The organism is Inquilinus limosus (genome assembly GCF_002195995.1).
Lineage (GTDB): Bacteria > Pseudomonadota > Alphaproteobacteria > DSM-16000 > Inquilinaceae > Inquilinus > Inquilinus limosus_C.
The window spans coordinates 82427-106279 of the sequence record NZ_NHON01000005.1; the positions used below are offsets into that span (position 1 = coordinate 82427).

The following is a 23853-nucleotide window of genomic DNA, read 5'->3' on the forward strand; positions in this document are numbered from 1 at the left end:
CCGATCGTCATTGCCGGGCTTGACCCGGCAATCCAGGGCCACGGGAGCCGCTCCGGCCGCCCCTGGATCCTCGGGTCAAGCCCGAGGGTGACAAGAGAGAAGAAGGCCCGGACGCCATCCCCCAGTGCGCATTCGCAGGTCGGGCGCGCGGCAGGCGAACCCAACCCGCTCTCCACCCAAACCGTCATGGCGAGGAGGCGAAGCCGACGTGGCCATCCAGGGATCGAGCCGCTGAATGGCCACGGCGCTGCGCACCTCGCCATGACGGCTTATGGTTTGGGCCGCTGATCCTTCAACTGCTGTCCGGTCCCGGCGGCCTCGGCGGAGGCCGGCTGGCGACGGGCGCGTCCGCTGGGCGGAGCCAGCCCTGTGCGGGCGCTTGTCCGGCGGTCTCCGCCCTGTCCCCGTCGGGGGCCTCGTCCGTCCCGGCGATGGCCGCGGCGANCTGCTGTCCGGTCCCGGCGGCCTCGGCGGAGGCCGGCTGGCGACGGGCGCGTCCGCTGGGCGGAGCCAGCCCTGTGCGGGCGCTTGTCCGGCGGTCTCCGCCCTGTCCCCGTCGGGGGCCTCGTCCGTCCCGGCGATGGCCGCGGCGATCGCGGCGCGGTCGGGCGGGATGCCGAGGGCCCGGCAYAGGCTGCGGATCAGGGCTTCGATCGGCAGGGCCCTGTCGGCGGTGTCGGGACGGTCGGCATGGTCGCCGGCCAGCCGGTCCCAGAGATCGGCGGTCAGTTGTTCCCGGGCCTCGGTATCGTCGGGCGTGGCGCCGGCGGTCGCGGCCACGATGGCGCCGGTGACGCCCTGGGCGACGCGGCGGCGGCGGTCGGCCGCCTGGTCCCGCNATGGTCGCCGGCCAGCCGGTCCCAGAGATCGGCGGTCAGTTGTTCCCGGGCCTCGGTATCGTCGGGCGTGGCGCCGGCGGTCGCGGCCACGATGGCGCCGGTGACGCCCTGGGCGACGCGGCGGCGGCGGTCGGCCGCCTGGTCCCGCYGGTCGTCCCGGTCCTGGTCGGCGGCGCGCAGGGCTTCCTGGCGCTGCTGGCGCAGCTTGGCCTTCAGCGCGATGGCGCGGCGGATGCCGAGGAAGAGGCGGCTGAAACGGGCTTCGGCCTTGCAGGCCCGGTCGAGGTCGTCGGCCTGCAGGGCGGCGACGGCCTCGGCCTGGAACGCCCGGGCCATCGCCGCGCTGAGCTCGATCAGGCCGGACAGGATCGCGTCCTCGTCCGGCATCGGCGGGGCGGTGGGCGCAGTCTCGGTCCTGGGATCGGCATCGGCCATCCCGAATTGGAACATAACAAGAACATCTAAGTCAAGAAGAAGCGTGCCCGCCACTACGAGGAGGCGAAGCCGACGAAGCAATCCAGGGGCCAGCGCGAACCGGCCCCTGGATTGCTTCGCTGCGCTCGCAATGACGGTGTCGGGAGCGACGGCCCGCCCTCAGAACAGGCTCATCTGGTCGCCCGGCCGCGGCGGCGGGGTGAACTGGGTGGTGTCCAGGACCCAGCGCTTGCGGTCGAGGCCGAGCCGGCGGACGGCGTGGTTGAAGCGGGTGCGGATCAGCTCCGCCACCGGCCCCTCGCCGCGATGCCGCTCGCCGAAGCCGGATTTGTAGAGCTTGCCGCCGCGGGTCTGGCGGATCAGCGACATCACCCGCCCGGCGCGGTCCGGCGCATGCGCCTGCAGCCACTCCTCGAACAGCCCGGCGATCTCCAGCGGCAGCCGCAGCAGGGTCCAGCCGGCCGCGGTGGCCCCGGCCTTCACCGCCGCCTCCAGCACCTGCTCCAGCGAATGGTCGTTGAGGCCGGGGATCATCGGCGAGGTCAGCACGATCACCGGGATGCCGGCCTGGGTCAGCTGCCGCATCGTCTCCAGCCGCCGCGGCGGAGTCGCGGCCCGCGGCTCCAGCGTCCGGGCCAGTTCGCGGTCGAGGGTCGACAGCGAGATGCAGACCGCCGCCAGCCCCTTGGCCGCCATCGGCGCCAGGAGGTCGATGTCGCGGGCGATCAGCGCCGATTTGGTGACGATGCCGAGCGGGTGGTTGAAGCGTGACAGCACCTCGATCACCCGGCGGGTCAGCTTCAGCTCGCGCTCGATCGGCTGGTAGGGGTCGGTGTTGGTGCCCATCGCCATCACCGCCGGGACATAGCCGGGGCGCCGCAGCTCCGCCTCCAGCAGCTCCGGCGCGTCCGGCTTGTAGAAGAGCTGGGTCTCGAAATCGAGGCCCGGCGACAGGCCCAGCCAGGCATGGGTCGGCCGGGCGAAGCAGTAGATGCAGCCGTGTTCGCATCCCCGGTAGGGGTTGATCGACCGGTCGAACATGATGTCCGGCGAGTCGTTGCGGGTGATGATGGTGCGGGCGGTGTCGACATGCAGCCGCGTGCGCAGCGGCGGCTCCTCGTCCTCCTCCGGCGCCAGCCCGGCCCAGCCGTCGTCGACCCGGTGGCGGGTGGCGGCCTCGAAGCGGCCGGTGCGGTTGCTGACCGCGCCGCGGCCCTTGCGCGGCTGGTCGGGCAGCTCGTCGAGATCTGGGTCTGGCGGCTTGATCGGCATGGAACAAATATAGAACATGACGACAGACTTGCCAATGCCTCGCGGGCGGGCCACATGGGGGACCGCAGGCGGCGCCGAGACTCGTCTTGACGCCCGGGCGCGAAGGGACTATCAAGCGCCCTCGTTTTTCTTGGGGCCGTCGTTGGCCCGAACTGGGACCGACAATGGCCAACCACAAGTCCGCCGAGAAGCGCATCCGCCAGACCGAGCGCCGCACGGTCGTGAACCGCAACCGCGTCAGCCGCATCCGCACCTTCGTCAAGAAGGTCGAGGCGGCGATCGAGTCCGGCGACAAGACCGCCGCGGCCGAGGCGTTCAAGGCGGCGCAGCCGGAGATGCATCGCGGCGTCACCAAGGGCGTGCTGCAGAAGAACACGGTCGCGCGCAAGCTGTCGCGCCTGTCCGGCCGCATCAAGGCCCTCTAAGCCTCGATCACCGACAAGCCGTTCCGCGGCAGCCGCCGCGGAACGGCTTTCTTATTGCCGGGGATAACGGCGGATGCGGCACAACGGGCCGCCGTCCGGGACCGTTTTTTGCGTTTTGGGATGGTCCGGATTTGTTCCGTTGCCAGCCCGCGCCCACCCTGCATATGATCGTCTTTCGCCTGCACATCAGCAGGTGAAGATGACCTCAGGACACAACTTGCCCGGCTACCAGCCTTCCTCACGAAGATTGGCAGAAGTCTATTGGTGTCCCTGAGAAATACTCATACATTTTTTATTAACCGCCTTCGCAGCTTCACAAGTAGCTGTGGGGAATTGTTCCTGCACGTCGGTCGTGATACTGTGATTATTACAGTTTGAATTCTGCGAGCATGGCAGCCGCGCATCGGGCATCTGGTGTTGTTGGTGGTGGGAGCAGGTACAGTCGGGGGCGTGGCGGGCAGCGCGCCGCGGATCGGATCGAGAGGGGTCGGAAGGCAGCATGTCGTCGATGGGGGGAGTCATCGCATCGATCGAGCAACAATGGACCCGGGTCTGCGGCCGGTTGCGCGATGAGGTGGGCGAAGGCGCCTTCAAGAGCTGGCTGCGCCCGGTGGTCGTCGTCGATCTCGACGGCGGCGAGGTCCGCATCGCCGCCCCCACCCGCTTCATGCGCGACTGGGTCGCCGCCCACTATGCCGACCGCATCCGCAGCCTGTGGCATTCCGAGAATCCGGACATTCACAGCATCGACGTGATCGTGGTGCCGGACCGGCTGGCCGCCAAGCCGGCCGCCGTGGCCGCCCCGGCCGCGACCGCCCCGGCGTCGCGCGCCGAGTCACCGGCCCCGGGGCACGACCGCTCGCCCGAGTCGGCCGCCGAGTTCGGCGCCGTCCTGGACCAGCGCTTCACCTTCGACAATTTCGTCGTCGGCAAGCCGAACGAGCTGGCCCACGCCGCCGCCCGCCGGGTGGCGGAGGCCAACAGCGTCACCTTCAACCCGCTCTTCCTCTATGGCGGGGTCGGCCTCGGCAAGACGCACCTGATGCACGCCATCGCCTGGCACATCCGGCAGAAGCATCCGGAGCGGCGCGTGCTCTACATGTCCGCCGAGAAGTTCATGTACCAGTTCATCCGTGCCCTGCGGTTCAGGGACACGATGACGTTCAAGGAGATGTTCCGGTCGGTCGACGTGCTGATGATCGACGACGTGCAGTTCATCTCCGGCAAGGACTCCACCCAGGAGGAGTTCTTCCACACCTTCAACGCGCTGGTGGACCAGAACCGCCAGGTGGTGATCTCGGCCGACAAATCGCCCTCCGACCTCGAGGGGATGGAAGAGCGGCTGCGCTCCCGCCTCGGCTGGGGCCTGGTCGCCGACATCCACCCCACCACCTACGAGCTGCGCCTGGGCATCCTGCAGGCCAAGGCGGAGACGGCGCGGGTCGAGATCCCGGCCAAGGTGATGGAGTTCCTGGCCCACAAGATCACCTCCAACGTGCGCGAGCTGGAGGGGGCGCTGAACCGCATCACCGCCCATGCCGAGCTGGTGCACCGGCCGATCACGCTGGAATCGACCCAGGAGCTGCTGCACGACCTGCTGCGCGCCTCCGACCGCCGGGTCACCATCGACGAGATCCAGAAGCGGGTGGCCGAGCACTACAACATCAAGGTCGCCGACATGCATTCGGCCCGCCGCGCCCGCACCGTGGCCCGGCCGCGCCAGGTGGCGATGTACCTGTCGAAGCAGCTGACCCCGCGCTCGCTGCCCGAGATCGGCCGCAAATTCGGCGGGCGGGACCACACCACGGTGATGCACGCCGTGCGCAAGATCGAGGAGCTGTGCAGCGAGGACCGCTCCTTCGCCGAGGATGTCGAGCTGTTGCGCCGCATGCTGCAGGTGTGAACGCTTCGCCAACGTGCAATCCCAGGCCGTCATTGCGAGCGCAGCGAAGCAATCCAGGGCAGTTTGGCGTGGCCCCTGGATTGCTTCGTCGGCTTCGCCTCCTCGCAATGACGGAAAGCCGCGCCGGCGAGGCCTGTCACATTCGTCCTCGGCCCTGCGCCTGCCTCTCGCCACCGCCGCCGGCTTTCGGCTATAGTGCGCCCCCGCCGCGTCGGCCGGGCCTCTGCCCGTCCCGATGACCCAGTCCGGCGGCCGGCATCGTCGAAGTGGAATCGGGATGAAGCTGATCATCGAGCGCGCTGCCCTTCTCAAGGGCCTGAGCCATGTGCAGAGCGTCGTCGAGCGGCGCAACACCATCCCGATCCTGTCCAATATCCTGCTGCGCGCCGATGGCGGCGCGCTGCGCCTGACCGCTACCGACATGGATCTCGAGATCGTCGAATCCGTGCCGGCGGAGATCCAGGCCGCGGGCGGCACCACCGCCCCCGCCCACACCCTCTACGACATCGTCCGCAAGCTGCCCGACGGCAGCCAGGTCGAGATCGAGACCAACCCCGACGGCGGCTCGCTGACGCTGCGCGCCGGCCGCTCGAACTTCCGGCTCGGCTGCCTGCCGGTCGAGGATTTCCCGAGCATGGCGGGCGGCGATCTGAGCCATCGCTTCACCATCGCCGCGGGCGACCTGCGGGTGATGATCGACCGGACCAAGTTCGCGATCTCGACCGAGGAGACGCGCTACTACCTGAACGGCATCTACCTGCACGCCGCCACGGCCGATACGGTGCCGGTGCTGCGCGCCGTCGCCACCGACGGCCATCGCCTGGCGCGGGTGGAGATGCCGCTGCCGGACGGCGCCGACGCCATCCCCGGCGTGATCGTGCCGCGCAAGACCGTGATGGAGCTGCGCAAGCTCCTGGACGAGAGCGGCGAGACGGTCGAGGTGCAGCTGTCCGAGACCAAGACCCGCTTCACCCTGCCGGGCGCGGCGGGCGACGGCGTGGTCCTGACCTCGAAGCTGATCGACGGCACCTTCCCGGAATATGAGCGGGTGATCCCGAGCGGCAACGACAAGATCCTCGAGGTCGACGCCAAGGAGTTCGCCAAGGCGGTCGACCGCGTCTCCACCATCTCGACCGAGAAGAGCCGGGCGGTGAAGCTGACGATCGAGAACGGCTCGCTGACCCTCTCCGCCAACTCGGCCGAGCAGGGCAGCGCGACCGAGGAGATCGAGGTCAATTACGAGGCGTCGAAGATCGAGATCGGCTTCAACAGCCGCTATCTCCTCGACATCACCCAGCAGATCGAGGGCGACGGCGCTCGCTTCGCCATGGCCGATGCCGGGTCGCCGACCATCGTCCGCGACACCGCCGATTCCAGCGCGCTGTACGTGCTGATGCCGATGCGGGTGTGACGGCTTGAACCGAGGAATGCGGGCGTGTGGGGCGAAGCATCCGCTTCGGATGCCTTGAGCCACATGTCCCAGGACCCCATGCCGGAGCAGGCGGCCGCCTCGTCCGGGCGCCCCTCTCCCTCCGGAGCGGGGGCCCGGATCGCGGTGACGCGCCTGGTGCTGACCGAGTTCCGCTGCTACGGCCAGCTGCGGATCGAGCTGGACCCGCGCCCGGTGGTGCTGACCGGGCCGAACGGCGCCGGCAAGACCAACCTGCTGGAGGCCGTGTCCTTCCTGTCGCCCGGCCGCGGCCTGCGCCGCGCGCCGCTGCCGGAGGTGACGCGCCGCCAGGCGGCGGCCGGTGCCGGCTGGGCGGTCGCGGCGCATCTGCTGACCCCGACCGGCGAGATCCGGCTGGGCACCCAGCTGGAGCCCGGCGAGGGCCGCCGCGCGGTGCAGATCGACGGCCGCCCGGCCCAGAGCCAGACGGCGCTGGGCGCCCGGGCGCCGATGGTGTGGCTGACGCCGCAGATGGACCGGCTGTTCGGCGATGCCGCCAGCCAGCGCCGCCGTTTCCTGGACCGTCTGGTGTTCGGCTTCCACCCCGACCATGCCGGGCAGCTGGGCGCCTATGAAAAGGCGATGCGCGAGCGCAACCGGCTGCTGAAGGACGGCCGCCCCGACCCGGCCTGGCTGGCGGCGCTGGAGGACACGATGGCGACCAGCGGCACCGCCGTCGCCGCCGCCCGGCGCGAGCTGGTGGCGCGGCTGCGCGGCGCCGAGTCGCTGATGATCGAGGGCCCCTTCCCGCGCGCCGACCTGGCCATCGACGGCCGGATCGAGGCGTGGCTTGACGGTCGGCCGGCGGTCGACGCCGAAGAGGCTTTTCGCAGCCTTTTGTGCGATAATCGACGCATCGACGCCGCGGCCGGCGCCGCGACGGAAGGACCGCACCGCAGCGACCTCTCCGTCCATCACCGGTCCAAGGCGATGCCGGCGGCGCAGTGCTCGACCGGCGAGCAGAAGGCGCTCCTGATCGGCATCGTCCTGGCCAATGCCCGCCTGCTCGCCGGGGAACGCGGCGCCCCGCCCCTGCTGCTCCTCGACGAGGTTGCAGCGCATCTCGACGAGGCCCGTCGGGTGGCGCTGTACGAGGAGATCCTGGCGCTCGGCGCCCAGGCCTGGATGACCGGCACCGACCCGGCGCTGTTCGCGCCGCTCGGGAACCGGGCCCATCACCTTGGCGTCGACGACGCCCGGGTGGCGGCCCGGGGCGCCGATTGAAATGGATGAGAAGTAATGTCGGATTCTGCGATCCCGAATAACGACGGCGCCTATGATGCCGGCTCCATCACCGTGCTGCGCGGCCTCGAGGCCGTGCGCAAGCGGCCGGGCATGTATATCGGCGACACCGATGACGGGTCCGGCCTGCACCACATGGTGTACGAGGTCGTCGACAACGCCATCGACGAGGCGCTGGCCGGCTATTGCGACACCGTCACGGTGACGCTGAATGCCGAAGGCTCCGTCACCGTGACCGACAACGGCCGCGGCATCCCGGTCGCGATCCATGAGGAGGAGGGCATCAGCGCCGCCGAGGTGGTGATGACCCAGTTGCATGCCGGCGGCAAGTTCAACCAGAACTCCTACAAGGTGTCGGGCGGCCTGCACGGCGTCGGCGTCTCGGTGGTCAATGCGCTGTCGGAGACGCTGGACCTGCGCATCTTCCGCGACGGCCATGAATGGTTCATGCGCTTCCACGACGGCGAGAGCGAGGCGCCGCTGGCGGCCCTCGGCCCGCAGGGCCAGGATCGCGGCACCCATGTCACCTTCCTGCCGTCGAAGCACACCTTCACCAAGACCGAGTTCGATTTCGGCACGCTGGAGCACCGGCTGCGCGAGCTGGCCTTCCTGAACTCCGGCGTCAAGCTGACCCTGACCGATGCGCGCGGGCCGGAGCCGCGCGTCGTCGAGATGCATTACGAGGGCGGGCTGAAGGCCTTCGTCAGCTATCTCGACAAGGCCAAGCAGCCGCTGCATGGCGAGCCGGTCACGGTGACGTCGGAGCGCGACGGCATCACCGTCGAGGTGGCGATGCAGTGGAACGACAGCTACCACGAGACCATGCTGTGCTTCACCAACAACATCCCGCAGCGTGACGGCGGCTCCCATCTGGCCGGGTTCCGCGGCGCGCTGACGCGGCAGGTGAACAGCTACGCCACCGAGAGCGGCATCCTGAAGAAGGAGAAGGTGGCGCTGACCGGCGACGACGCCCGCGAAGGCCTGACCTGCGTGCTGTCGGTGAAGGTGCCGGACCCGAAATTCTCCAGCCAGACCAAGGACAAGCTGGTCTCCTCCGAGGTCCGGCCGGCGGTCGAGGCCGTGGTCAACGAGATGCTGGCGACCTGGTTCGAGGAGCATCCGAACGACGCCAAGCGGGTGATCCAGAAGGCGGTCGAGGCGGCCACGGCGCGCGAGGCGGCGCGCAAGGCGCGCGAGCTGACCCGGCGCAAGGGCGCGCTCGACTTCGCCTCCCTGCCCGGCAAGCTGGCCGACTGCCAGAACCGCGACCCGGCCGAATCCGAGCTGTTCCTGGTCGAGGGCGACAGCGCCGGCGGCTCGGCCAAGCAGGGCCGGGACCGCAAGTTCCAGGCCATCCTGCCGCTGCGCGGCAAGATCCTGAACGTCGAGCGGGCACGGGTCGACAAGATGCTGTCCTCGGCCGAGATCGGCACGCTGATCACGGCGCTGGGCACCAGCATCCGCGACGAGTTCGACGCCGACAAGGCGCGCTACCACCGCATCATCATCATGACCGACGCGGATGTCGACGGCAGCCATATCCGCACGCTGCTGCTGACCTTCTTCTACCGGCAGATGCCGCAGCTGATCGAGCGCGGCTACCTCTACATCGCCCAGCCGCCGCTGTACCGCGCGGCGCGGGGCAAGGAGGCGGTGTATCTGAAGAACGACGACGCGCTCGAATCCTACCTGATCGACAGCGGCATGCGCGACCTGGTGTTCACGCCGTTCGACGGCGCCCAGGTGGCCGGCAACGATCTGCGGGACCGGATCGTGCAGGCGCTGGAGGCCAAGCACAGCCTGGCGCCGCTGATCCGCAAGGTCGGCAGCCGCGCGGTGGTCGAGCAGGTGGCGGTGGCCGGCGCCCTGGCGTCGCGCATCGTCAACGACGCGGCCGTGGCCGGGGAGACCGCGAGCTATGTCGCCCAGCGGCTCGACGCGCTGGAGCCGGAATTCGAGCGCGGCTGGCAGGGGGCGCCGCTGCCGCCCTCCGGCAACCAGCCGGGCGGGCTGGTGTTCCGCCGCACCCTGCGCGGCGTGACCGAGAGCCGGACGATCGATTCCGACATCGTCCGCTCGGTCGAGGCGCACAAGCTCGACCGCATGGCCGCCGACCTGCAGGCGCTGTACAAGCGGCCGGGCGTGCTGACCTGGATGAACCCGAAGGGCGCCGCCCAGGAATGGCCGATCACCGGCCCGCTGGACCTGATCGAGCGGGTGCTGGAGCAGGGCCGCAAGGGCCTGGCGGTGCAGCGCTACAAGGGCCTGGGCGAGATGAACCCGGACCAGCTGTGGGAGACCACGCTGGATCCGAACGCCCGGGTGCTGCTGCGCGTCGAGGTCAAGCACGCCGACGACGCCGAGGACGTGTTCTCGACCCTGATGGGCGACGTGGTGGAGCCGCGCCGCGACTTCATCCAGGAGAACGCGCTGAAGGTGACGAACCTGGACGTGTGATCCGGCGGGGCCGGGACACCGGCCCCGCTTTCATCGCTCCCGTAACCATATGGCGACTTCCCGCGAACAGATCGTCGGGACGCCGTGGGCCTGTACAGGCCCGAACGGGAGCGAAGCAACATGACCAGACAGCGCCTCGTCCGGCGTGGCGCCGCATGGCCGGGCCACGACAGGGCCGGCCGTGCCCCAACCTTCAGACCCGCAGCAGCCTGAGCCGGGACGACCCATCATGCTGCTGTTCCTGCTGGCCTATCTGGGCGGCGTGCTGACCATCGTCAGCCCCTGCATCCTGCCGGTGCTGCCCTTCGTCTTCGCCCGGGCCGACCGGCCCTTCCTGAGCAGCGGCCTGCCGATGCTGATCGGCATGGCCGCGACCTTCGCGATCGTCGCCACCCTGGCTGCCGTCGCCGGCGGCTGGGCCGTCGCCGCCAATGAATGGGGCCGCATCGCCGCGATCGTGCTGCTGGCGCTGTTCGGCCTGACCCTGCTGCTGCCGCACCTGGCCGACCGTCTGACCCGCCCGCTGGTGGCGCTGGGCGGCCGCCTGTCGCAATCGGCCGAGCAGGGCGGCACCGCGCGGTCGCCCGCGGCGGCGTCGCTGCTGCTGGGCGTCGCCACCGGCCTGCTCTGGGCCCCCTGCGCCGGCCCGGTGCTGGGGCTGATCCTGACCGGCGCGGCGCTGAACGGTGCCAACACCGGCACCTCCGTGTTGCTGCTGGCCTATGCCCTGGGCGCGGCGACCTCCCTCGCCCTCGCCCTGCTGGTCGGCGGCCGGGTGTTCAAGGCGATGAAGCGGTCGCTGGGCGTCGGCGAATGGATCCGCCGCGGCCTGGGCGTCGCCGTCCTGGCCGGGGTTGCCGCCATCGCCCTGGGCCTCGACACCGGCCTCTTGACCCGCGTCTCGCTGGCCAGCACCACCTCGCTGGAGCAGGGGCTGATCGACAAGCTGCAGCCGGCGCCCGCCAACCCGCCCGCTTCCGTCGCCATGAAGGGCGGCCCCGCCATGACGGCGCAGGCCGAGGCCCTGCCGGTGCTGGGCACCTTCCCGTCCCTGGCCGGCGCGGTCGACTGGCTGAACTCCCCGCCCCTGACGGTGGACGGGCTGAAGGGCAAGGTGGTGCTGGTCGATTTCTGGACCTATTCCTGCATCAACTGCCTGCGCGCCATCCCCTATGTCCGGGCCTGGGCCGAGAAGTACAAGGACCAGGGCCTGGTCGTGATCGGCGTGCACGCGCCCGAATTCGCCTTCGAGCGCAATGTCGACAATGTGCGCAAGGCGATCGCCGACCTGAAGATCGGCTACCCGGTGGCGATCGACAACAACTACGCCATCTGGCGCGCCTTCGAGAACCAGTACTGGCCGGCGCATTACTTCATCGACGCCGAGGGCCGGATCCGGCACGAGCATTTCGGCGAGGGCGACTATGACGGGTCGGAGCGGGTGATCCAGCAGCTGCTGGCCGAGGCCGGGCACAAGGATGTCGCCGGCGGGCTGGCCACGGTCGACGCCCAGGGCGCCGAGGCGGCCTCGGACCAGGCCGATGTGCGGTCGCCCGAGACCTATCTCGGCAGCAACCGGGCCGAGAACTTCGTGTCGCCCGGCGGCTTCGTCCAGAACGCCAGCCATGTCTACGCCGCCGGCACGCCGCGGCTGAACCAGTGGGGCCTGGCCGGGGACTGGACGGTCAGCGGCGAGCATGCGGCGCTGAACCAGCCGGATGGCGGCATCGTCTACCGCTTCCACGCCCGCGACCTGCACCTGGTGCTGGGGCCGGCGGCGGACGGCAAGCCGGTGCGCTTCCGCGTCACCATCGACGGCCGGGCGCCGGGCGACAGCCACGGCACCGACACCGACGCCGCCGGCCAGGGCACGGTGACCGGCCAGCGCCTGTACCAGCTGGTGCGGCAGGACGGCACGGTGGCCGACCGCACCTTCGAGATCCGGTTCCTGGACCCCGGCGTCCAGGCCTTCGCCTTCACCTTCGGCTGACAGCGGAGCTGACACATGCCCCTCTTCCCGATCCGACCCTCCGCCGCATGGCGGCGCCTGCCGGCCCTCGCCGGCGCCCTGTCCCTGCTGGCGGTGGCCGCCGGCCTGGCCGTGACCCAATCCTCGGCCGAGGAGGCGCGGCTGGTGCCGCCGCCGGCGGTCGACGAGAGCGCGGCCCCCGGTACGGCGACCGAGACCGCGGTGCTGGCCGGCGGCTGCTTCTGGGGCGTCCAGGGCGTGTTCCAGCACGTCAAGGGCATCACCAGCGCCGTCTCCGGCTATGCCGGCGGCGACGCCCGGACGGCGCAGTACGAGACCGTCAGCGGCGGCGGCACCGGCCACGCTGAGTCCGTGAAGATCACCTACGACCCGCACCAGATCAGCTATGGCCGCATCCTGCAGATCTACTTCTCGGTGGCGCATGACCCGACCCAGCTGAACCGCCAGGGGCCGGACAGCGGCACCCAGTACCGCTCGGCGATCTTCCCGGCCGATGCGGAGCAGGCGCGGGTGGCCAAGGCCTATGTCGACCAGCTGAACCAGGCCGGGACCTTCGACGCCGCGATCGTGACGAAGATCGAGCCCGGCCGGTCCTTCTACCCGGCCGAGGACTACCACCAGGACTACCTGACCCTGCACCCGACCAGCCCCTATATCGCGATCAACGACCTGCCGAAGGTCGAGGCGCTGCAACGGCTGTTCCCGGACTCCTACCGCACCGACCCGGTGCTGGTTTCGGCGCAGACGAACTGAGCGGCCAGGGCGAAGGAGGAGCAGCCCTCCCCCTTCGCCCGGCGCGGCGATGCCTGCATGAGCGGGGCGCAGGGCGGCGGCGACAAATCGCCCCTCGCCAGGACGGAATTCTTGTCCGACCATTGCATATCCAGGAATGCACCGGCTGAAGGCCCGTGAGAGGTCCGGCCGGCGGGCAAGGGACGGATCTCCATGGGGCTGCTGCGCGCCGGCCGCATCGTGCTGGGAGTCGGGCTGCTGCTGGCCGTCGGCGGCGCGGCGGGGCTGGCCGCCTATGGCTGGCGCCCGGCGATCGACCCGATCGACCCGCCGACCGCCGCAAGCTTCGACCCGGCGCTGATGCGGCAGGGCGCCGAGCTGGCCTCGGTCGGCAATTGCGGCACCTGCCACACCGCCCCAGGCGGCAGGCCCTTCGCCGGCGGGCTGGCGCTGCCGACGCCCTTCGGCACGATCTACACCACCAACATCACCCCGGACCCGGAGACCGGCATCGGCCGCTGGTCGGAGGCGGCGTTCCAGCGGGCGATGCGCGAGGGCGTCGACCGCGCGGGCCGCAACCTCTACCCCGCCTTTCCCTACGACCACTTCACCCTTGTCACCGATGCGGACAACAAGGCGCTCTACGCCTTCCTGATGACGCGGCAGCCGGTGCCGGCGCGGGCGCCGGACAACGACCTGCCCTTCCCGCTGAACCAGCGCTTCGTCCTGGCCGGCTGGAAGCTGCTGTTCCTGCGGGAAGGCCCCTACGCGCCCGACCCGGCGCATGACGCCGCCTGGAACCGCGGCGCCTATCTGGCCGAGGGGCTGGCCCATTGCGGCGCCTGCCACACGCCGCGCAATCTGCTCGGCGCCGAAGAGACCGGCCGGCGCTTCGCCGGCGGCGATGCCGAGGGCTGGCACGCCGTGCCGATCGGCAGCGGATCGCCGGCGCCGGTGCCCTGGACGGCGGACTCGCTCTACCAGTATCTGCGCGACGGCTGGCACGGCCAGCACGGCACGGCGCAGGGGCCGATGGGGCCGGTGGCCGACAGCCTGGCCGGCATCCCGGAAGCCGATGTGCGGGCGATCGCCGGCTACGTCGCCTCGGTGATGGGCCAGCCGGACGCCGACGCACGCAAGCGTGGCGACGCGCTGGTGGCCGCCACCGCCAATCCCGCCGGCCCCGGCACCCGGCCGCAATCGGCCGGCAGCCAGACCATCGCCCCCGCCGCCACGGCCCCGGATCCCGGCGCCGCGATCTATGCCGCGACCTGCGCCGCCTGCCATGAGAGCGGCCGGCCCTCGCCCTTCGGCGGCCTCGACCTGCGCCTCAGCTCCGCCATCAGCGGCGACAGCCCGGCCAACCTGATCCGCATCATCCGCCAGGGCGTTCCGGCGCAGGCCGGCGCGCGGGCGCCGATCATGCCCGGCTTCGCCGCCTCCCTGTCGGACCGGCAGCTGGCGGCGCTGTCGGGATATCTCCGCGGCCGCTTCGCCGACAAGCCGGCCTGGAGCGGCCTGGACGCCGCCATCCGCGCGACCCGCGACAGCGAGGTCGCCGCTTCCGCCGCGAGCCATTAGGGAGAGGTCATGATCGAGATCAAGGTCAACGGCCGCCGGCAGACCATCGCCGCCGATCCCGACACGCCGCTGCTGTATGTGCTGCGCGGCGAGCTGCAGCTCAACGCCGCCAAATATGGCTGCGGCCTGGGCCAGTGCGGCGCCTGCACCGTGCTGGTCGACGGCGAACCCGCCTTCTCCTGCGTCGTCCCGGTGCTGCTGGCGGAGAACAAGGAGGTGACGACGCTGGAGGGGCTGGGCAGCGAGGACGAGCCCGGCCCGCTGCAGCGCGCCTTCATCGCCGAGCAGGCGGCGCAGTGCGGCTACTGCATCCCCGGGATGATGATGCGGGCCCATGCCCTGCTGCGGAAGACGCTGACCCCGTCGGACGCCCAGATCCGCCAGGCGTTGCAGCCCAACCTGTGCCGCTGCGGCACCCATCTGCGCATCCTGCGCGCGATCCGCCGCGCCGCCGACGAGATGCGCGGCGCCTCGGCCGACCGGCCGGCGGTGCGGGAGACCGCGCTGTGAGCGCCGCCCTCTCCCGCCGCTTCGTGCTGCAGGGCGCCGGCGGCCTGGTCGTCAGCTTCGCCCTGGCGCCCGCCGCCTTCGCCCAGCAGGCGGCCGAGACGCCGCAGCTGGGCGGCACCCTGCCCGGCAGCCTGGAGGATGCGCCCTATCTCGATTCCTGGATCCAGGTCGCCCCGGACGGGACGGTCACCGTGTTCACCGGCAAGGCCGAGCTGGGCCAGGGCATCGCCACCGCCCTGCGCCAGGTCGCGGCCGAGGAGCTGGGCCTGGCCTTCGAGGGGCTGGCCATCGTCACCGCCGACACCGGCCGCACCGCCAATGAGGGCTACACCGCCGGCAGCCATTCGATGCAGGACAGCGGCACCGCCATCCGCCATGCCGCGGCCCAGGTGCGCGCGATCCTGCTGGCCGAGGCGGCGCGCCAGATGGGCCTGCCGGCCGGGCAGCTGCGGATCGATCGCGGCGTCGTGCTGGCGCCGGACGGCAACCGCCGCTCCTTCGGCGCGCTGGCGGCCGGCCTGTCGCTGCATGTCGAGGCCCGGCCGGACTCGCCGCTGACCGACCCGGCCGCCTTCCGCGTCATGGGCCAGCCGGTGCCGCGCATCGACATCCCGGCCAAGGTGACGGGCGGCGAGGCCTATGTGCAGGACATGCGCCTGCCCGGCATGCTGCACGCCCGGATCGTGCGGCCGCCCAGCTATGGCGCCCGGCTGACGGCGCTGGACAGCAGCGCGGCCGAGGCCCTGCCCGGCGTGGTCAAGGTGATCCGCGACGGCGACTTCCTGGCGGTGGCGGCGGAGCAGGAGTTCCAGGCGATCAAGGCGATGCGGCTGCTGGCCGCGGCGGTGCAGTGGCAGGAGGATGCGGCGCTGCCCGACCAGGCCCGGCTGCCGGAGGCGCTGCTGGCCCTGCCCGCCCAGGATTTCGCCATCCTCGACAGGCACGACGCGGCACCGCCCGCCGGCGGCAGGACCATCGAGGCCCGCTACACCAAGCCCTATCTGATGCACGGGTCGATCGGCCCGTCCTGCGCCGTGGCGCAGCAGGACAAGGACGGGCTGCTGACGGTCTGGACCCACACCCAAGGCGTCTATCCCGACCGCAAGGCGATCGTCGAGATGCTGGGCCGGCCGGTCGAGACGGTGCGCTGCATCCACGTCCAGGGCTCCGGCTGCTACGGCCACAACGCCGCCGACGACGCCGCGGCCGACGCCGCCCTGCTGGCGGTGGCGCTGCCCGGCCGCCCGGTGCGGGTGCAGTGGATGCGCGAGCAGGAGCATGCCTGGGAGCCCTACGGCCCGGCGATGGTGACGCAGGCCCGCGCCACGCTGGACGACACCGGCCGCATCGCCGACTGGGATTACGGGGTGTGGAGCAACACCCATTCGATGCGCCCCGGCCCGGCCGGCAGCCTGCTGGCCGCCCGGCACCTGGCCAAGCCCTTCCCGCTGCCGGCGCCCAAGCCGCTGCCGCAGCCGGAGGGCGGCGGCGACCGCAACGCCATCCCGCTCTACACCCTGGCCAGCGCCCGGGTGGTGCACCACTTCCTGCCGGACATGCCGCTGCGCATCTCGGCCCTGCGGTCGCTCGGCGCGCAGATGAACGTGTTCTCGATCGAGAGCTTCATGGACGAGCTGGCGCTGGCCGCCGGCGCCGACCCGGTCGAGTTCCGGCTGAAGCATCTGGACGACCCGCGCGCCCGCGACGTCGTCACCGCCGCCGCCGAGGCCTTCGGCTGGAGCCAGGGCAGGCCCGCCGCGCCGGGGCATGGCCGCGGCTTCGCCTTCGCCCGCTACAAGAACCTGGCCGCCTATTGCGCCGTGGCGCTGGAGGTGGCGGTCGAGCGCGAGACCGGGACGGTCCGCGTGCCGCGCGCCGTCGCCGCGGTCGATACCGGCCAGGTGGTCAACCCGGACGGGGTGCGCAACCAGATCGAGGGCGCCCTGCTGCAGTCGATGAGCTGGACGCTGTATGAGAGCGTCGGCTTCGACCGGGGGCGGATCACCTCGGTCGACTGGTCGACCTACCCGATCCTGCGCTTCGATGCCGTGCCGGACAGCGTCGAGGTCCATATCGTCGACCGGCCGGGCGCGCCCTTCCTGGGCTGCGGCGAGACCGGCCAGGGCCCGGCCAGCGCGGCGCTGGGCAACGGCATCGCCGACGCCATCGGCCACCGGCTGCGCGACCTGCCGCTGACCGCCGCCAAGGTGAAGGCCGCCATCGGGGTGTGAGGCTTCCATGCCACACCCCGTCCCTTTGCCGCCGTAAGCTGGGAACGGCCGCACGCTCCGCATTGTTTCCGTGTCTGAGGTAAACAGGTACGGAGAACGGAATGCTGAAGCCAGCCATGATCATTGTCGCCGCGACGCTGGCGCTCGCGGCATGCGGCCGCGACCCGGGCACCCGGGCGCTTTCGGGCGGCGCCCTCGGCGCTGGCCTCGGGGCCGGCACGGCGGCGATCACCGGCGGCAATGTCGGCACCGGCGCGATTATCGGCGGTGTCGGCGGCGCGGCCGTCGGCGGCCTGACGAACTGCCACGCCGTCGGGCGCTGCTGATCCTGCAGCGGACGTGACGAAACAGCCCCGCCCCCCAAAGGGCGGGGCTGTTTTGTTGCGGAGCTGCTATTCCGGCTGGAAGTCCAGCGCCACGCCGTTGATGCAATAGCGCAGCCCGCTGGGCGGCGGGCCGTCCTCGAACACATGGCCGAGATGGCTGCCGCAGGTGGCGCAATGCACCTCCACGCGGGTCATGCCCCAGCTGCGGTCGACCGTGGTCTCGACCGATTCCGGCACCGGGTCGTTGAAGCTGGGCCAGCCGGTGCCGCTCTCGAACTTCAGCGTCGATTCGAACAGCTTGCTGCCGCAGCCGGCGCAGCAGAAGGCGCCCTGCCGGTGCTCGTGCAGCAGGGCGCAGCTTCCCGGCCGCTCGGTGCCGTGCTGCCGCATCACCTGATACTGCTCGGGCGTCAGGATCTGGCGCCACTCGGCCTCGGTGCGGGTCACGGGATAGGGTTCGGGCATCATCGATCTCCTGGGCCGGCCCCGGGGGAGGCGGCGGCGTCCCGCTCCTGATATAGGGTGGCGGCGGCGCAGATGGATAGGGAGGACGGTGTGGACAGGCAGGATTTCGCCGGACGGCGGGTGCTGGTGACCGGCGCAGGCAAGGGCATCGGCCGGGCGACGGCCGTGATGCTGCACCGGCGCGGCGCCGAGGTGATCGCCGCGACCCGCAGCCCGGAGGATCTGGCGGGCCTGGAACAGGAGATCGGCTGCCGCACCATCGCGGTCGACCTGGCCGACGCCGAGGCGACGCGGCGGGCGGCGACCGAGGCCCTGCCGGTCGACGCCCTGGTGAACTGCGCCGGCACCACCACGCTGGAATCCTTCCTCGACACCTCGGTCGAGAGCTTCGACCAGATCATGGCGGTGAACGCCCGGGCGCCGATGATCGTGGCCCAGGTGGTGGCGCGCGACCTGATCCGCCGCGGGCAGAAGGGCGCCATCGTCAACGTGTCGAGCGTGTCCTCGATGATCGGCCTGGCCGATCACACCGCCTATTGCGCCTCGAAGGGCGCGCTGGACGAGATCACCCGGGTGATGGCGGTGGAGCTGGGGCCGCACGGCATCCGCACCAACAGCGTCAACCCGGTGGTGACGCTGACGCCGATGGCGGTGAAGGCCTGGAGCGACCCGGCCAAGTCCGGCCCGATGCTGGGCCGCATCCCGCTGGGCCGCTTCGCCCAGCCGGAGGAGGTCGCCGAGGTGATCCTGTACCTGCTGGGCGACGGCTCGGCGATGATGAACGGCGCGATCGTGCCGGTCGATGGCGGCTTCCTGGCGATGTGAGGCCTGAGGGTTCGTGATCAGATCCTAGAAAAGAACCGTCATTGCGAGGAGGCGAAGCCGACGAAGCAATCCAGGGGCCACAGCGAGCGGCCCTGGATTGCTTCGCTACGCTCGCAATGACGATCTTTTCATAGGGTCCCCGTATGAGACCTCCTGCAAATGCTGCCGGCGGGGCTCAGTCTCCTCAGGGCGCCTCGCGGCACACCGCCTCGACATTGTGGCCGTCGGGGTCGAGCAGGAAGGCGCCGTAATAGTCGGGGTGGTAGTGCGGCCGCAGCCCCGGCGCACCGTTGTCGCGGCCGCCGGCGGCCAGCCCCGCCGCGTGGAAGCGGTCGACCGTCGGCCGGTCCGGCGCCGCGAAGGCGACATGGGTGCCGGTGACGGCGCCGTCATGCAGGCCGATCCAGAAGAACGCCCGGCGGCCGACACCGTAGCCGGCGAAGGTCTCGCCATCGGCATAGAGCCGGGTGATGCCGAGCGGCGCCAGCAGCGCGTCGTAGAAGGCCTTCGATCGCTCGAAATCGCCGACCCGGATGGTGACGTGATCCAGCATGCGATCCTCCCTGTCCCCGGGCGCTATCCTACAGCCCCCAGAGACCCGGCTCGAAGCACCATGTGGAGATCTCGAGGCCCGCGGCCGGCACGGCCAGGGCGGCGGTCGCGCCCTCGACCGGCGGCAGGTCGTGCAGGTGCCAGTCAGTGCCGGCGAGGTCCGGCGGCAGGACGGGGCGGCTGGTCCGCTCGGCCGGATCGGCGCTGACGGTGAAGCCGGTGAAGTCGAAGGAGAAGCCGCGGCTGATGCCCTTCGACAGCGCCTCCTTGCGGGTCCAGATCGCATAGAAGGCCGCAGCCAGCGCCGGGCCGGACAGGCCCGCCAGGGCCGCCCGCTCCACCGCCGAATAGGCGATGCCCGCGACCTCCATCGGCGGCGGGTGCGACACGGCCTCGACATCGACACCGACCTCGATCCCCCGGGCCAGCGCCACCAGCGCCCAGGGGCCGCTATGCGAGAGGTTGAAACGCAGGTCGCCCTCCGCCAGCTCGGGCTTGCCCCAGGAATTCCGGCGGAGGCGCAGCCGGTCCGCCGGGATGTCGATCGCGCGGCCGAGCAGCAGCCGCAGCGCCGCATGGGCAACGACGTAGCGGGCCCGCAGCAGGTCGGTGCGGAACGCGTCGGCGCGCCGACGCTCCTCCGCCGACAGCAGGGCGGCGCCAAGCCGCGGGTCGCGGTCGGTCCTGAGGCGCCAGACATGGACCTGACCCGGCGGCAGGTCGGGGACGCCCGACGGCATGGCCCAGATGTCGGACATCGCCCCTCCTTTGCCCGCTAGAGTCCGTCAGAATAGTGCTGATACCGCCGGCCGGCTCGCCCCCTCACCCGAAATCGCTGCGCGATTTCGACCTCTCCCTAAGGAGAGGTATAGGGCGCGGCTCCTATTTCCCTCTCCTCGGGGAGAGGGCCCGTCGCGTTGGCGACGGGAGGGTGAGGGGGAGAGCCGGCCACTCCGTGGCGACGACCGCCCTACTCCCCGTAAGGCAGCCAGATGTTCTTCACCTGGGTGGCCCGGCGCAGATAGTCGCGGCCCTGGCCTTCGGCGTCGGACAGCCAGTCGCGGCGCCGGCCCTGATTGGTCCAGGTCGCCTTGAGGTTGCCGGTGCTGGCCTTCTCCACCGCCGCGCCGCCTTCGGCCGGGCCGACATACCAGAGGGCGGCGACGTCGTCATGCTCGGCCAGGGTCCTGGCCAGGACGTCGCGCTCGCCGGTGACGATGTTGACCACGCCGTCCGGCACGTCGGAGGTGTCGAGCACCTGGTACAGGTCGGTCGCCGCCAGCGGGTGGCGCGGCGACGGCACCACCACGACGCGGTTGCCCATCGCGATCGCCGGCACCACCAGCGAGACGAAGCCGAGCAGCGGCGCCTCGTCCGGGCACAGCAGGCCCATCACGCCCCAGGGCTCGTTCATCGCCAGCGTCACCTGGCGGGCGCGGGCGTCGTGCACCTGGCCGTCATATTTGTCGGCGAAGCCGGCATAGAAGAAGATCCGCCGCACCGCGGCCTCGACCTCGGCCGAAGCGGCCTTCGCCGTAGCGCCGGCCATCGCGGTCAGACGGTGGACGAACTCCTCCGACCGCGCCGCCAGGTTCTCGGCCAGGAAGTACAGCACCTGGGCGCGGTTGTGCCCGGCCAGGCTGCTCCAGCCCGTGGCCTTGTGCGCGGCCTCGACGGCGTTGCGGATGTCCTTGCGGTTGCCGAGGCCGACCTGGCCCAGCGCCCGGCCCTTGGGATCGGTCACCGTATAGCTGTAGCCGCCATCCGGCCGCGCCTGCTTGCCGCCGACATAGAGCTTGGCGGTGCGGTCGATCGAGGGCAGGTCGTGGTCGCCGCCCAGCGGCACCGCCGCCAGCGGGGCCGCGACCACCGGCTTCAGCGCCGGCGCGTCCTTCTCCCAGCCCGGGACAAGGTATTCATACATGCCTTCCCGGCCGCCCTCGCGGCCGAAGCCGCTCTCGCGATAGCCGCCGAAGCCGACCGCGGCGTCGAAGGCGTTGGCGCAGTTGATCCAGACCACGCCGGCCTTCAGGCGCGCCGCGACATGCAGCGCCTGGTTCACCGTCTCCGACCACACCGAGGCGGCGAGGCCGTAGCGCGAATTGTTGGCCAGGCTCACCGCCTCGTCCGGGGTGCGGAAGGTCGAGGCCGACAGCACCGGGCCGAAGATCTCCTCCTGCGCGATGGTCGAGGCCGGCTCGGCCTCGGTGAACAAAGTCGGCGGGAAGTACAGGCCGCCCTTGGGCAGCGTCGCCGAGTCCTGCCAGCAGGCGGCGCCTTCGGTCTTGCCGAGCTCGACGTAATGCTTGATCCGGTCGAGCTGCACCTGGGCCACGATCGGGCCCATATCGGTCGATTTGTCGAGCGGATCGCCGACCCGCAGCGTCGCCATCCGGCGCTTCAGCTTGTCGTAGAGCCGGTCGGCCACGCTCTCCTGCACCAGCAGGCGCGACCCGGCGCAGCAGACCTGGCCCTGGTTGAACCAGATCGAATCCACCACGCCCTCGACCGCGGCATCGAGATCAGCGTCGTCGAAGACGATGAAGGGCGACTTGCCGCCCAGCTCCAGCGACAGCTTCTTGCCGGTGCCGGCGGTCGCCTCGCGGATCTTCCGCCCGACCTCGGTCGAGCCGGTGAAGGCGATCTTGTCGACATCCGCATGCTCGACGATCAGCGCGCCGGTGGCGCCGTCGCCGGTGACGATGTTCAAGACGCCCGGCGGCAGCCCGGCCTCCTGCGCGATCTCGGCGAACAGCAGCGCGGTCAGCGGCGTGAACTCGGCCGGCTTCAGCACCACCGTGTTGCCGGCGGCCAGCGCCGGCGCCACCTTCCAGGCCAGCATCAACAGCGGGAAGTTCCACGGGATGATCTGGCCGCAGACCCCGACCGGGCGGTAGCCGGGGAACTCGGTCTCGACCAGCGAGGCCCAGCCGGCATGGTGGTAGAAATGGCGGGCGACCAGCGGGATGTCGATGTCCCGGCTCTCGCGGATCGGCTTGCCGTTGTCCATGGTCTCGATCACGGACAAGAGCCGCTCGCGGCGCTGGACGTGCCGGGCCAGGGCGTAGAGATGGCGGGCGCGCTCGGACCCCGGCAGCGCGGCCCAGCCCTTCTGCGCCCGGCGCGCGGCCTTGACCGCCGCCTCGACATCCTTGGCGGTGCCCTGGGCGACCTGCGCCAACGGCTTGCCGGTGGCCGGGTTCAGCACCTCGAAGCGCCCGCCCTCGGCCGGGGCGACGAATTTGCCGTCGATGAAATGGCCGAAGCCCGCCTCATGCCGCGCCAGCCAGTCGCGGGCGATGCCGCTGTCCTCGGGCGCCGGGCCGTACTCCATGGTGTCGAGAATCTCAGCAATCCGGGGCATGGTCGGTCTCCTCAGAGATCGTTCGAGACTGCGCTGGTGTGAGTCGGCTGGTGGTGGTTTCGAGAACCGGAGCGCAGCGGACGTTTGGGTCCGTGAGCACCGGAAGCGCAGAAACCGCCATCAGACGGCCGCACCAGTAGCAGTATCGGACGGTCTCAGGCGGCGGCGTGGCGGAAGCCGGCCGAGTACCGGCCGGTGACGAAATGCTCGATCTGGCGCTCGACATCGGCCAGCAGCGAGGAGGCGCCGATGCGGAACAACTCCGGCTCCAGCCAGGGCCGGCCCAGCTCCTCCTTCATCAGGATCAGCCAGGCGATGGCGTCCTTGGCGGTGCGCAGGCCGCCGGCCGGCTTGAAGCCGACGCGCTCGCCGGTGCGGTCCAGATAGTCGCGGATGGCGCGCACCATCACCAGGCTGACCGGCAGGGTGGCGTTGACGTCCTCCTTGCCGGTCGAGGTCTTGATGAAGTCGGCGCCGGCCATCATGCAGACCAGACTGGCCGCCTCGACATTGCGCAGGGTCCGGAGGTCGCCGGTGGCCAGGATGGTCTTGAGATGCGCCTCGCCGCAGGCCTCGCGCATCGCCCGCACCTCGTCATAGAGGGCCGGCCATTCGCGGTTCAGCACCTGGGCGCGGTGGATGACGATGTCGATCTCGGCCGCCCCCTCCTCCACCGCATAGCGGATCTCGGCCAGGCGCTGCGGCAGCGGCGTCAGCCCGGCCGGGAAGCCGGTGGCGACCGAGGCGACCGGAATGCCGCTGCCGGCCAGCGCCTTCACCGCGGCGCCGACCATGCTGGGATAGACGCAGACGGCGCCGACGGTCGGCGGCCGGTCGGACAGGCCCAGCGCCTCGACCAGGTCGTCGCGCAACGGGTGGCGGGCCTTGGCGCAGAGGCGCTGCACCCGGCCCGGCGTGTCGTCGCCGGCCAGGGTGGTCAGGTCCATGCAGGTCAACGCCTTCACCAGCCAGGCGGCCTGGTATTCCTTCTTCACCGTGCGCCGGGTGGTCAGGGTGGCGGCCCGGCGCTCGGCGGCGCTGAGATTGACCCGCGCCGCCTCGACCCAGTCCAGCTCCAGCGCCATGCCGGGGTTGCGATGGGTGTTCCGGACCGCCGTGTCGGCGTCGGCGCGTTGATCAGGCATAAGTGCCTCCCGTCAGACATTCGCGTTGCCTCTCCCGCTTGCGGGAGAGGTCGGAGCCGCGCCAGCGGCTCCGGGTGAGGGGGTTTTCCATCCGCAAAAGCAGGACGGC

At 71.0% G+C, this 23853-nt stretch carries 18 protein-coding genes; 12 read left to right on the forward strand and 6 right to left on the reverse strand.

Translation table 11 applies throughout. From position 1 onward, the window contains the following. Positions 1-1433: 1433 nt before the first annotated feature. Positions 1434-2546 (reverse strand): PA0069 family radical SAM protein, encoded by a 1113-nt coding sequence (locus BWR60_RS04605; RefSeq protein WP_088149832.1) that lies wholly within the window; start codon positions 2544-2546, stop codon positions 1434-1436. A gap of 164 nt (positions 2547-2710) precedes the next feature. Here BWR60_RS04605 and rpsT point away from each other — a divergent pair, with 164 nt between their 5' ends. The 11 genes from rpsT (at position 2711) to BWR60_RS04660 (ending at position 17393) form a co-directional block, all read left to right on the forward strand. Beyond that, positions 2711-2971 carry a 30S ribosomal protein S20 gene (gene rpsT / locus BWR60_RS04610; protein ID WP_088149833.1) on the forward strand — a complete coding sequence of 87 codons (261 nt, stop codon included), beginning with the start codon at positions 2711-2713 and terminating at the stop codon, positions 2969-2971. 508 nt (positions 2972-3479) lie between these two features. Next, on the forward strand, positions 3480-4874 hold the full coding sequence (gene dnaA / locus BWR60_RS04615; RefSeq protein ID WP_088149873.1) for a chromosomal replication initiator protein DnaA: 1395 nt from the start codon (positions 3480-3482) through the stop codon (positions 4872-4874). A gap of 277 nt (positions 4875-5151) precedes the next feature. Then, positions 5152-6285, forward strand: coding sequence for a DNA polymerase III subunit beta (dnaN, locus tag BWR60_RS04620; protein WP_088149834.1), 1134 nt, complete (start codon positions 5152-5154; stop codon positions 6283-6285). Positions 6286-6348: 63 nt separating this feature from the next. Beyond that, complete coding sequence (gene recF / locus BWR60_RS04625; RefSeq protein WP_343216359.1) at positions 6349-7548, forward strand: DNA replication/repair protein RecF; 1200 nt, start codon at positions 6349-6351, stop codon at positions 7546-7548. A gap of 15 nt (positions 7549-7563) precedes the next feature. Then, positions 7564-10023: a DNA topoisomerase (ATP-hydrolyzing) subunit B gene (gene gyrB, locus BWR60_RS04630; protein ID WP_088149835.1), complete on the forward strand. Its 2460-nt coding sequence runs from the start codon at positions 7564-7566 to the stop codon at positions 10021-10023. Between the two features lie 229 nt (positions 10024-10252). Next, a complete protein-coding gene (locus tag BWR60_RS04635; protein WP_088149836.1) occupies positions 10253-12013 on the forward strand; it encodes a cytochrome c biogenesis protein DipZ in 1761 nt (586 codons plus the stop codon). A 15-nt stretch (positions 12014-12028) separates the two neighbouring features. Next, positions 12029-12766 carry a peptide-methionine (S)-S-oxide reductase MsrA gene (gene msrA, locus BWR60_RS04640; protein WP_088149837.1) on the forward strand — a complete coding sequence of 246 codons (738 nt, stop codon included), beginning with the start codon at positions 12029-12031 and terminating at the stop codon, positions 12764-12766. 192 nt (positions 12767-12958) lie between these two features. Further along, positions 12959-14326: a c-type cytochrome gene (locus tag BWR60_RS04645; protein ID WP_088149838.1), complete on the forward strand. Its 1368-nt coding sequence runs from the start codon at positions 12959-12961 to the stop codon at positions 14324-14326. Positions 14327-14335: 9 nt separating this feature from the next. Continuing rightward, positions 14336-14836, forward strand: coding sequence for a (2Fe-2S)-binding protein (locus tag BWR60_RS04650; protein ID WP_088149839.1), 501 nt, complete (start codon positions 14336-14338; stop codon positions 14834-14836). Further along, entirely contained in the window at positions 14833-17067 is a 2235-nt protein-coding gene (locus BWR60_RS04655; RefSeq protein WP_088149840.1) for a xanthine dehydrogenase family protein molybdopterin-binding subunit, read from the forward strand. Before BWR60_RS04650 ends, BWR60_RS04655 begins: the two co-directional genes overlap by 4 nt. Before the next feature lie 101 nt (positions 17068-17168). Continuing rightward, positions 17169-17393 carry a hypothetical protein gene (locus BWR60_RS04660; RefSeq protein WP_088149841.1) on the forward strand — a complete coding sequence of 75 codons (225 nt, stop codon included), beginning with the start codon at positions 17169-17171 and terminating at the stop codon, positions 17391-17393. 66 nt (positions 17394-17459) lie between these two features. Here BWR60_RS04660 and msrB read toward each other — a convergent pair whose 3' ends face one another. Further along, positions 17460-17858 (reverse strand): peptide-methionine (R)-S-oxide reductase MsrB, encoded by a 399-nt coding sequence (msrB, locus tag BWR60_RS04665; RefSeq protein ID WP_202964813.1) that lies wholly within the window; start codon positions 17856-17858, stop codon positions 17460-17462. 90 nt (positions 17859-17948) lie between these two features. On the opposite strand from msrB, the gene BWR60_RS04670 reads away from it, so the two are divergent. After that, positions 17949-18683 carry an SDR family oxidoreductase gene (locus BWR60_RS04670; RefSeq protein WP_230982948.1) on the forward strand — a complete coding sequence of 245 codons (735 nt, stop codon included), beginning with the start codon at positions 17949-17951 and terminating at the stop codon, positions 18681-18683. 184 nt (positions 18684-18867) lie between these two features. Here the strand turns inward: BWR60_RS04670 and BWR60_RS04675 are convergent, their stop codons facing one another. The 4 genes from BWR60_RS04675 to deoC form a co-directional block, all read right to left on the reverse strand. Further along, positions 18868-19236, reverse strand: a complete 369-nt coding sequence (locus BWR60_RS04675; RefSeq protein ID WP_088149842.1) for a VOC family protein — start codon at positions 19234-19236, stop codon at positions 18868-18870. A gap of 28 nt (positions 19237-19264) precedes the next feature. Then, the gene (locus BWR60_RS04680) at positions 19265-19993 is read right to left on the reverse strand and encodes a 4'-phosphopantetheinyl transferase family protein (protein WP_088149843.1); all 729 of its coding nucleotides are present in this window, start codon (positions 19991-19993) and stop codon (positions 19265-19267) included. Positions 19994-20205: 212 nt separating this feature from the next. Further along, a complete protein-coding gene (locus BWR60_RS04685) occupies positions 20206-22599 on the reverse strand; it encodes an aldehyde dehydrogenase family protein (RefSeq protein WP_088149844.1) in 2394 nt (797 codons plus the stop codon). A gap of 155 nt (positions 22600-22754) precedes the next feature. Continuing rightward, the gene (deoC, locus tag BWR60_RS04690; protein ID WP_179221630.1) at positions 22755-23744 is read right to left on the reverse strand and encodes a deoxyribose-phosphate aldolase; all 990 of its coding nucleotides are present in this window, start codon (positions 23742-23744) and stop codon (positions 22755-22757) included. Between the last annotated feature and the right edge of the window lie 109 nt (positions 23745-23853).

Excerpts from the sequence above, each read along its gene's own strand:
- BWR60_RS04605 (WP_088149832.1), bottom strand. The coding sequence starts at position 2,546 with ATGCCGATCAAGCCGCCAGACCCAGATCTCGACGAGCTGCCCGACCAG.
- rpsT (WP_088149833.1), top strand. The coding sequence starts at position 2,711 with ATGGCCAACCACAAGTCCGCCGAGAAGCGCATCCGCCAGACCGAGCGC.
- dnaA (WP_088149873.1), top strand. The coding sequence starts at position 3,480 with ATGGGGGGAGTCATCGCATCGATCGAGCAACAATGGACCCGGGTCTGC.
- dnaN (WP_088149834.1), top strand. The coding sequence starts at position 5,152 with ATGAAGCTGATCATCGAGCGCGCTGCCCTTCTCAAGGGCCTGAGCCAT.
- recF (WP_343216359.1), top strand. The coding sequence starts at position 6,349 with ATGTCCCAGGACCCCATGCCGGAGCAGGCGGCCGCCTCGTCCGGGCGC.
- gyrB (WP_088149835.1), top strand. The coding sequence starts at position 7,564 with ATGTCGGATTCTGCGATCCCGAATAACGACGGCGCCTATGATGCCGGC.
- BWR60_RS04635 (WP_088149836.1), top strand. The coding sequence starts at position 10,253 with ATGCTGCTGTTCCTGCTGGCCTATCTGGGCGGCGTGCTGACCATCGTC.
- msrA (WP_088149837.1), top strand. The coding sequence starts at position 12,029 with ATGCCCCTCTTCCCGATCCGACCCTCCGCCGCATGGCGGCGCCTGCCG.
- BWR60_RS04645 (WP_088149838.1), top strand. The coding sequence starts at position 12,959 with ATGGGGCTGCTGCGCGCCGGCCGCATCGTGCTGGGAGTCGGGCTGCTG.
- BWR60_RS04650 (WP_088149839.1), top strand. The coding sequence starts at position 14,336 with ATGATCGAGATCAAGGTCAACGGCCGCCGGCAGACCATCGCCGCCGAT.
- BWR60_RS04660 (WP_088149841.1), top strand. The coding sequence starts at position 17,169 with ATGCTGAAGCCAGCCATGATCATTGTCGCCGCGACGCTGGCGCTCGCG.
- msrB (WP_202964813.1), bottom strand. The coding sequence starts at position 17,858 with ATGCCCGAACCCTATCCCGTGACCCGCACCGAGGCCGAGTGGCGCCAG.
- BWR60_RS04675 (WP_088149842.1), bottom strand. The coding sequence starts at position 19,236 with ATGCTGGATCACGTCACCATCCGGGTCGGCGATTTCGAGCGATCGAAG.
- BWR60_RS04680 (WP_088149843.1), bottom strand. The coding sequence starts at position 19,993 with ATGTCCGACATCTGGGCCATGCCGTCGGGCGTCCCCGACCTGCCGCCG.
- BWR60_RS04685 (WP_088149844.1), bottom strand. The coding sequence starts at position 22,599 with ATGCCCCGGATTGCTGAGATTCTCGACACCATGGAGTACGGCCCGGCG.
- deoC (WP_179221630.1), bottom strand. The coding sequence starts at position 23,744 with ATGCCTGATCAACGCGCCGACGCCGACACGGCGGTCCGGAACACCCAT.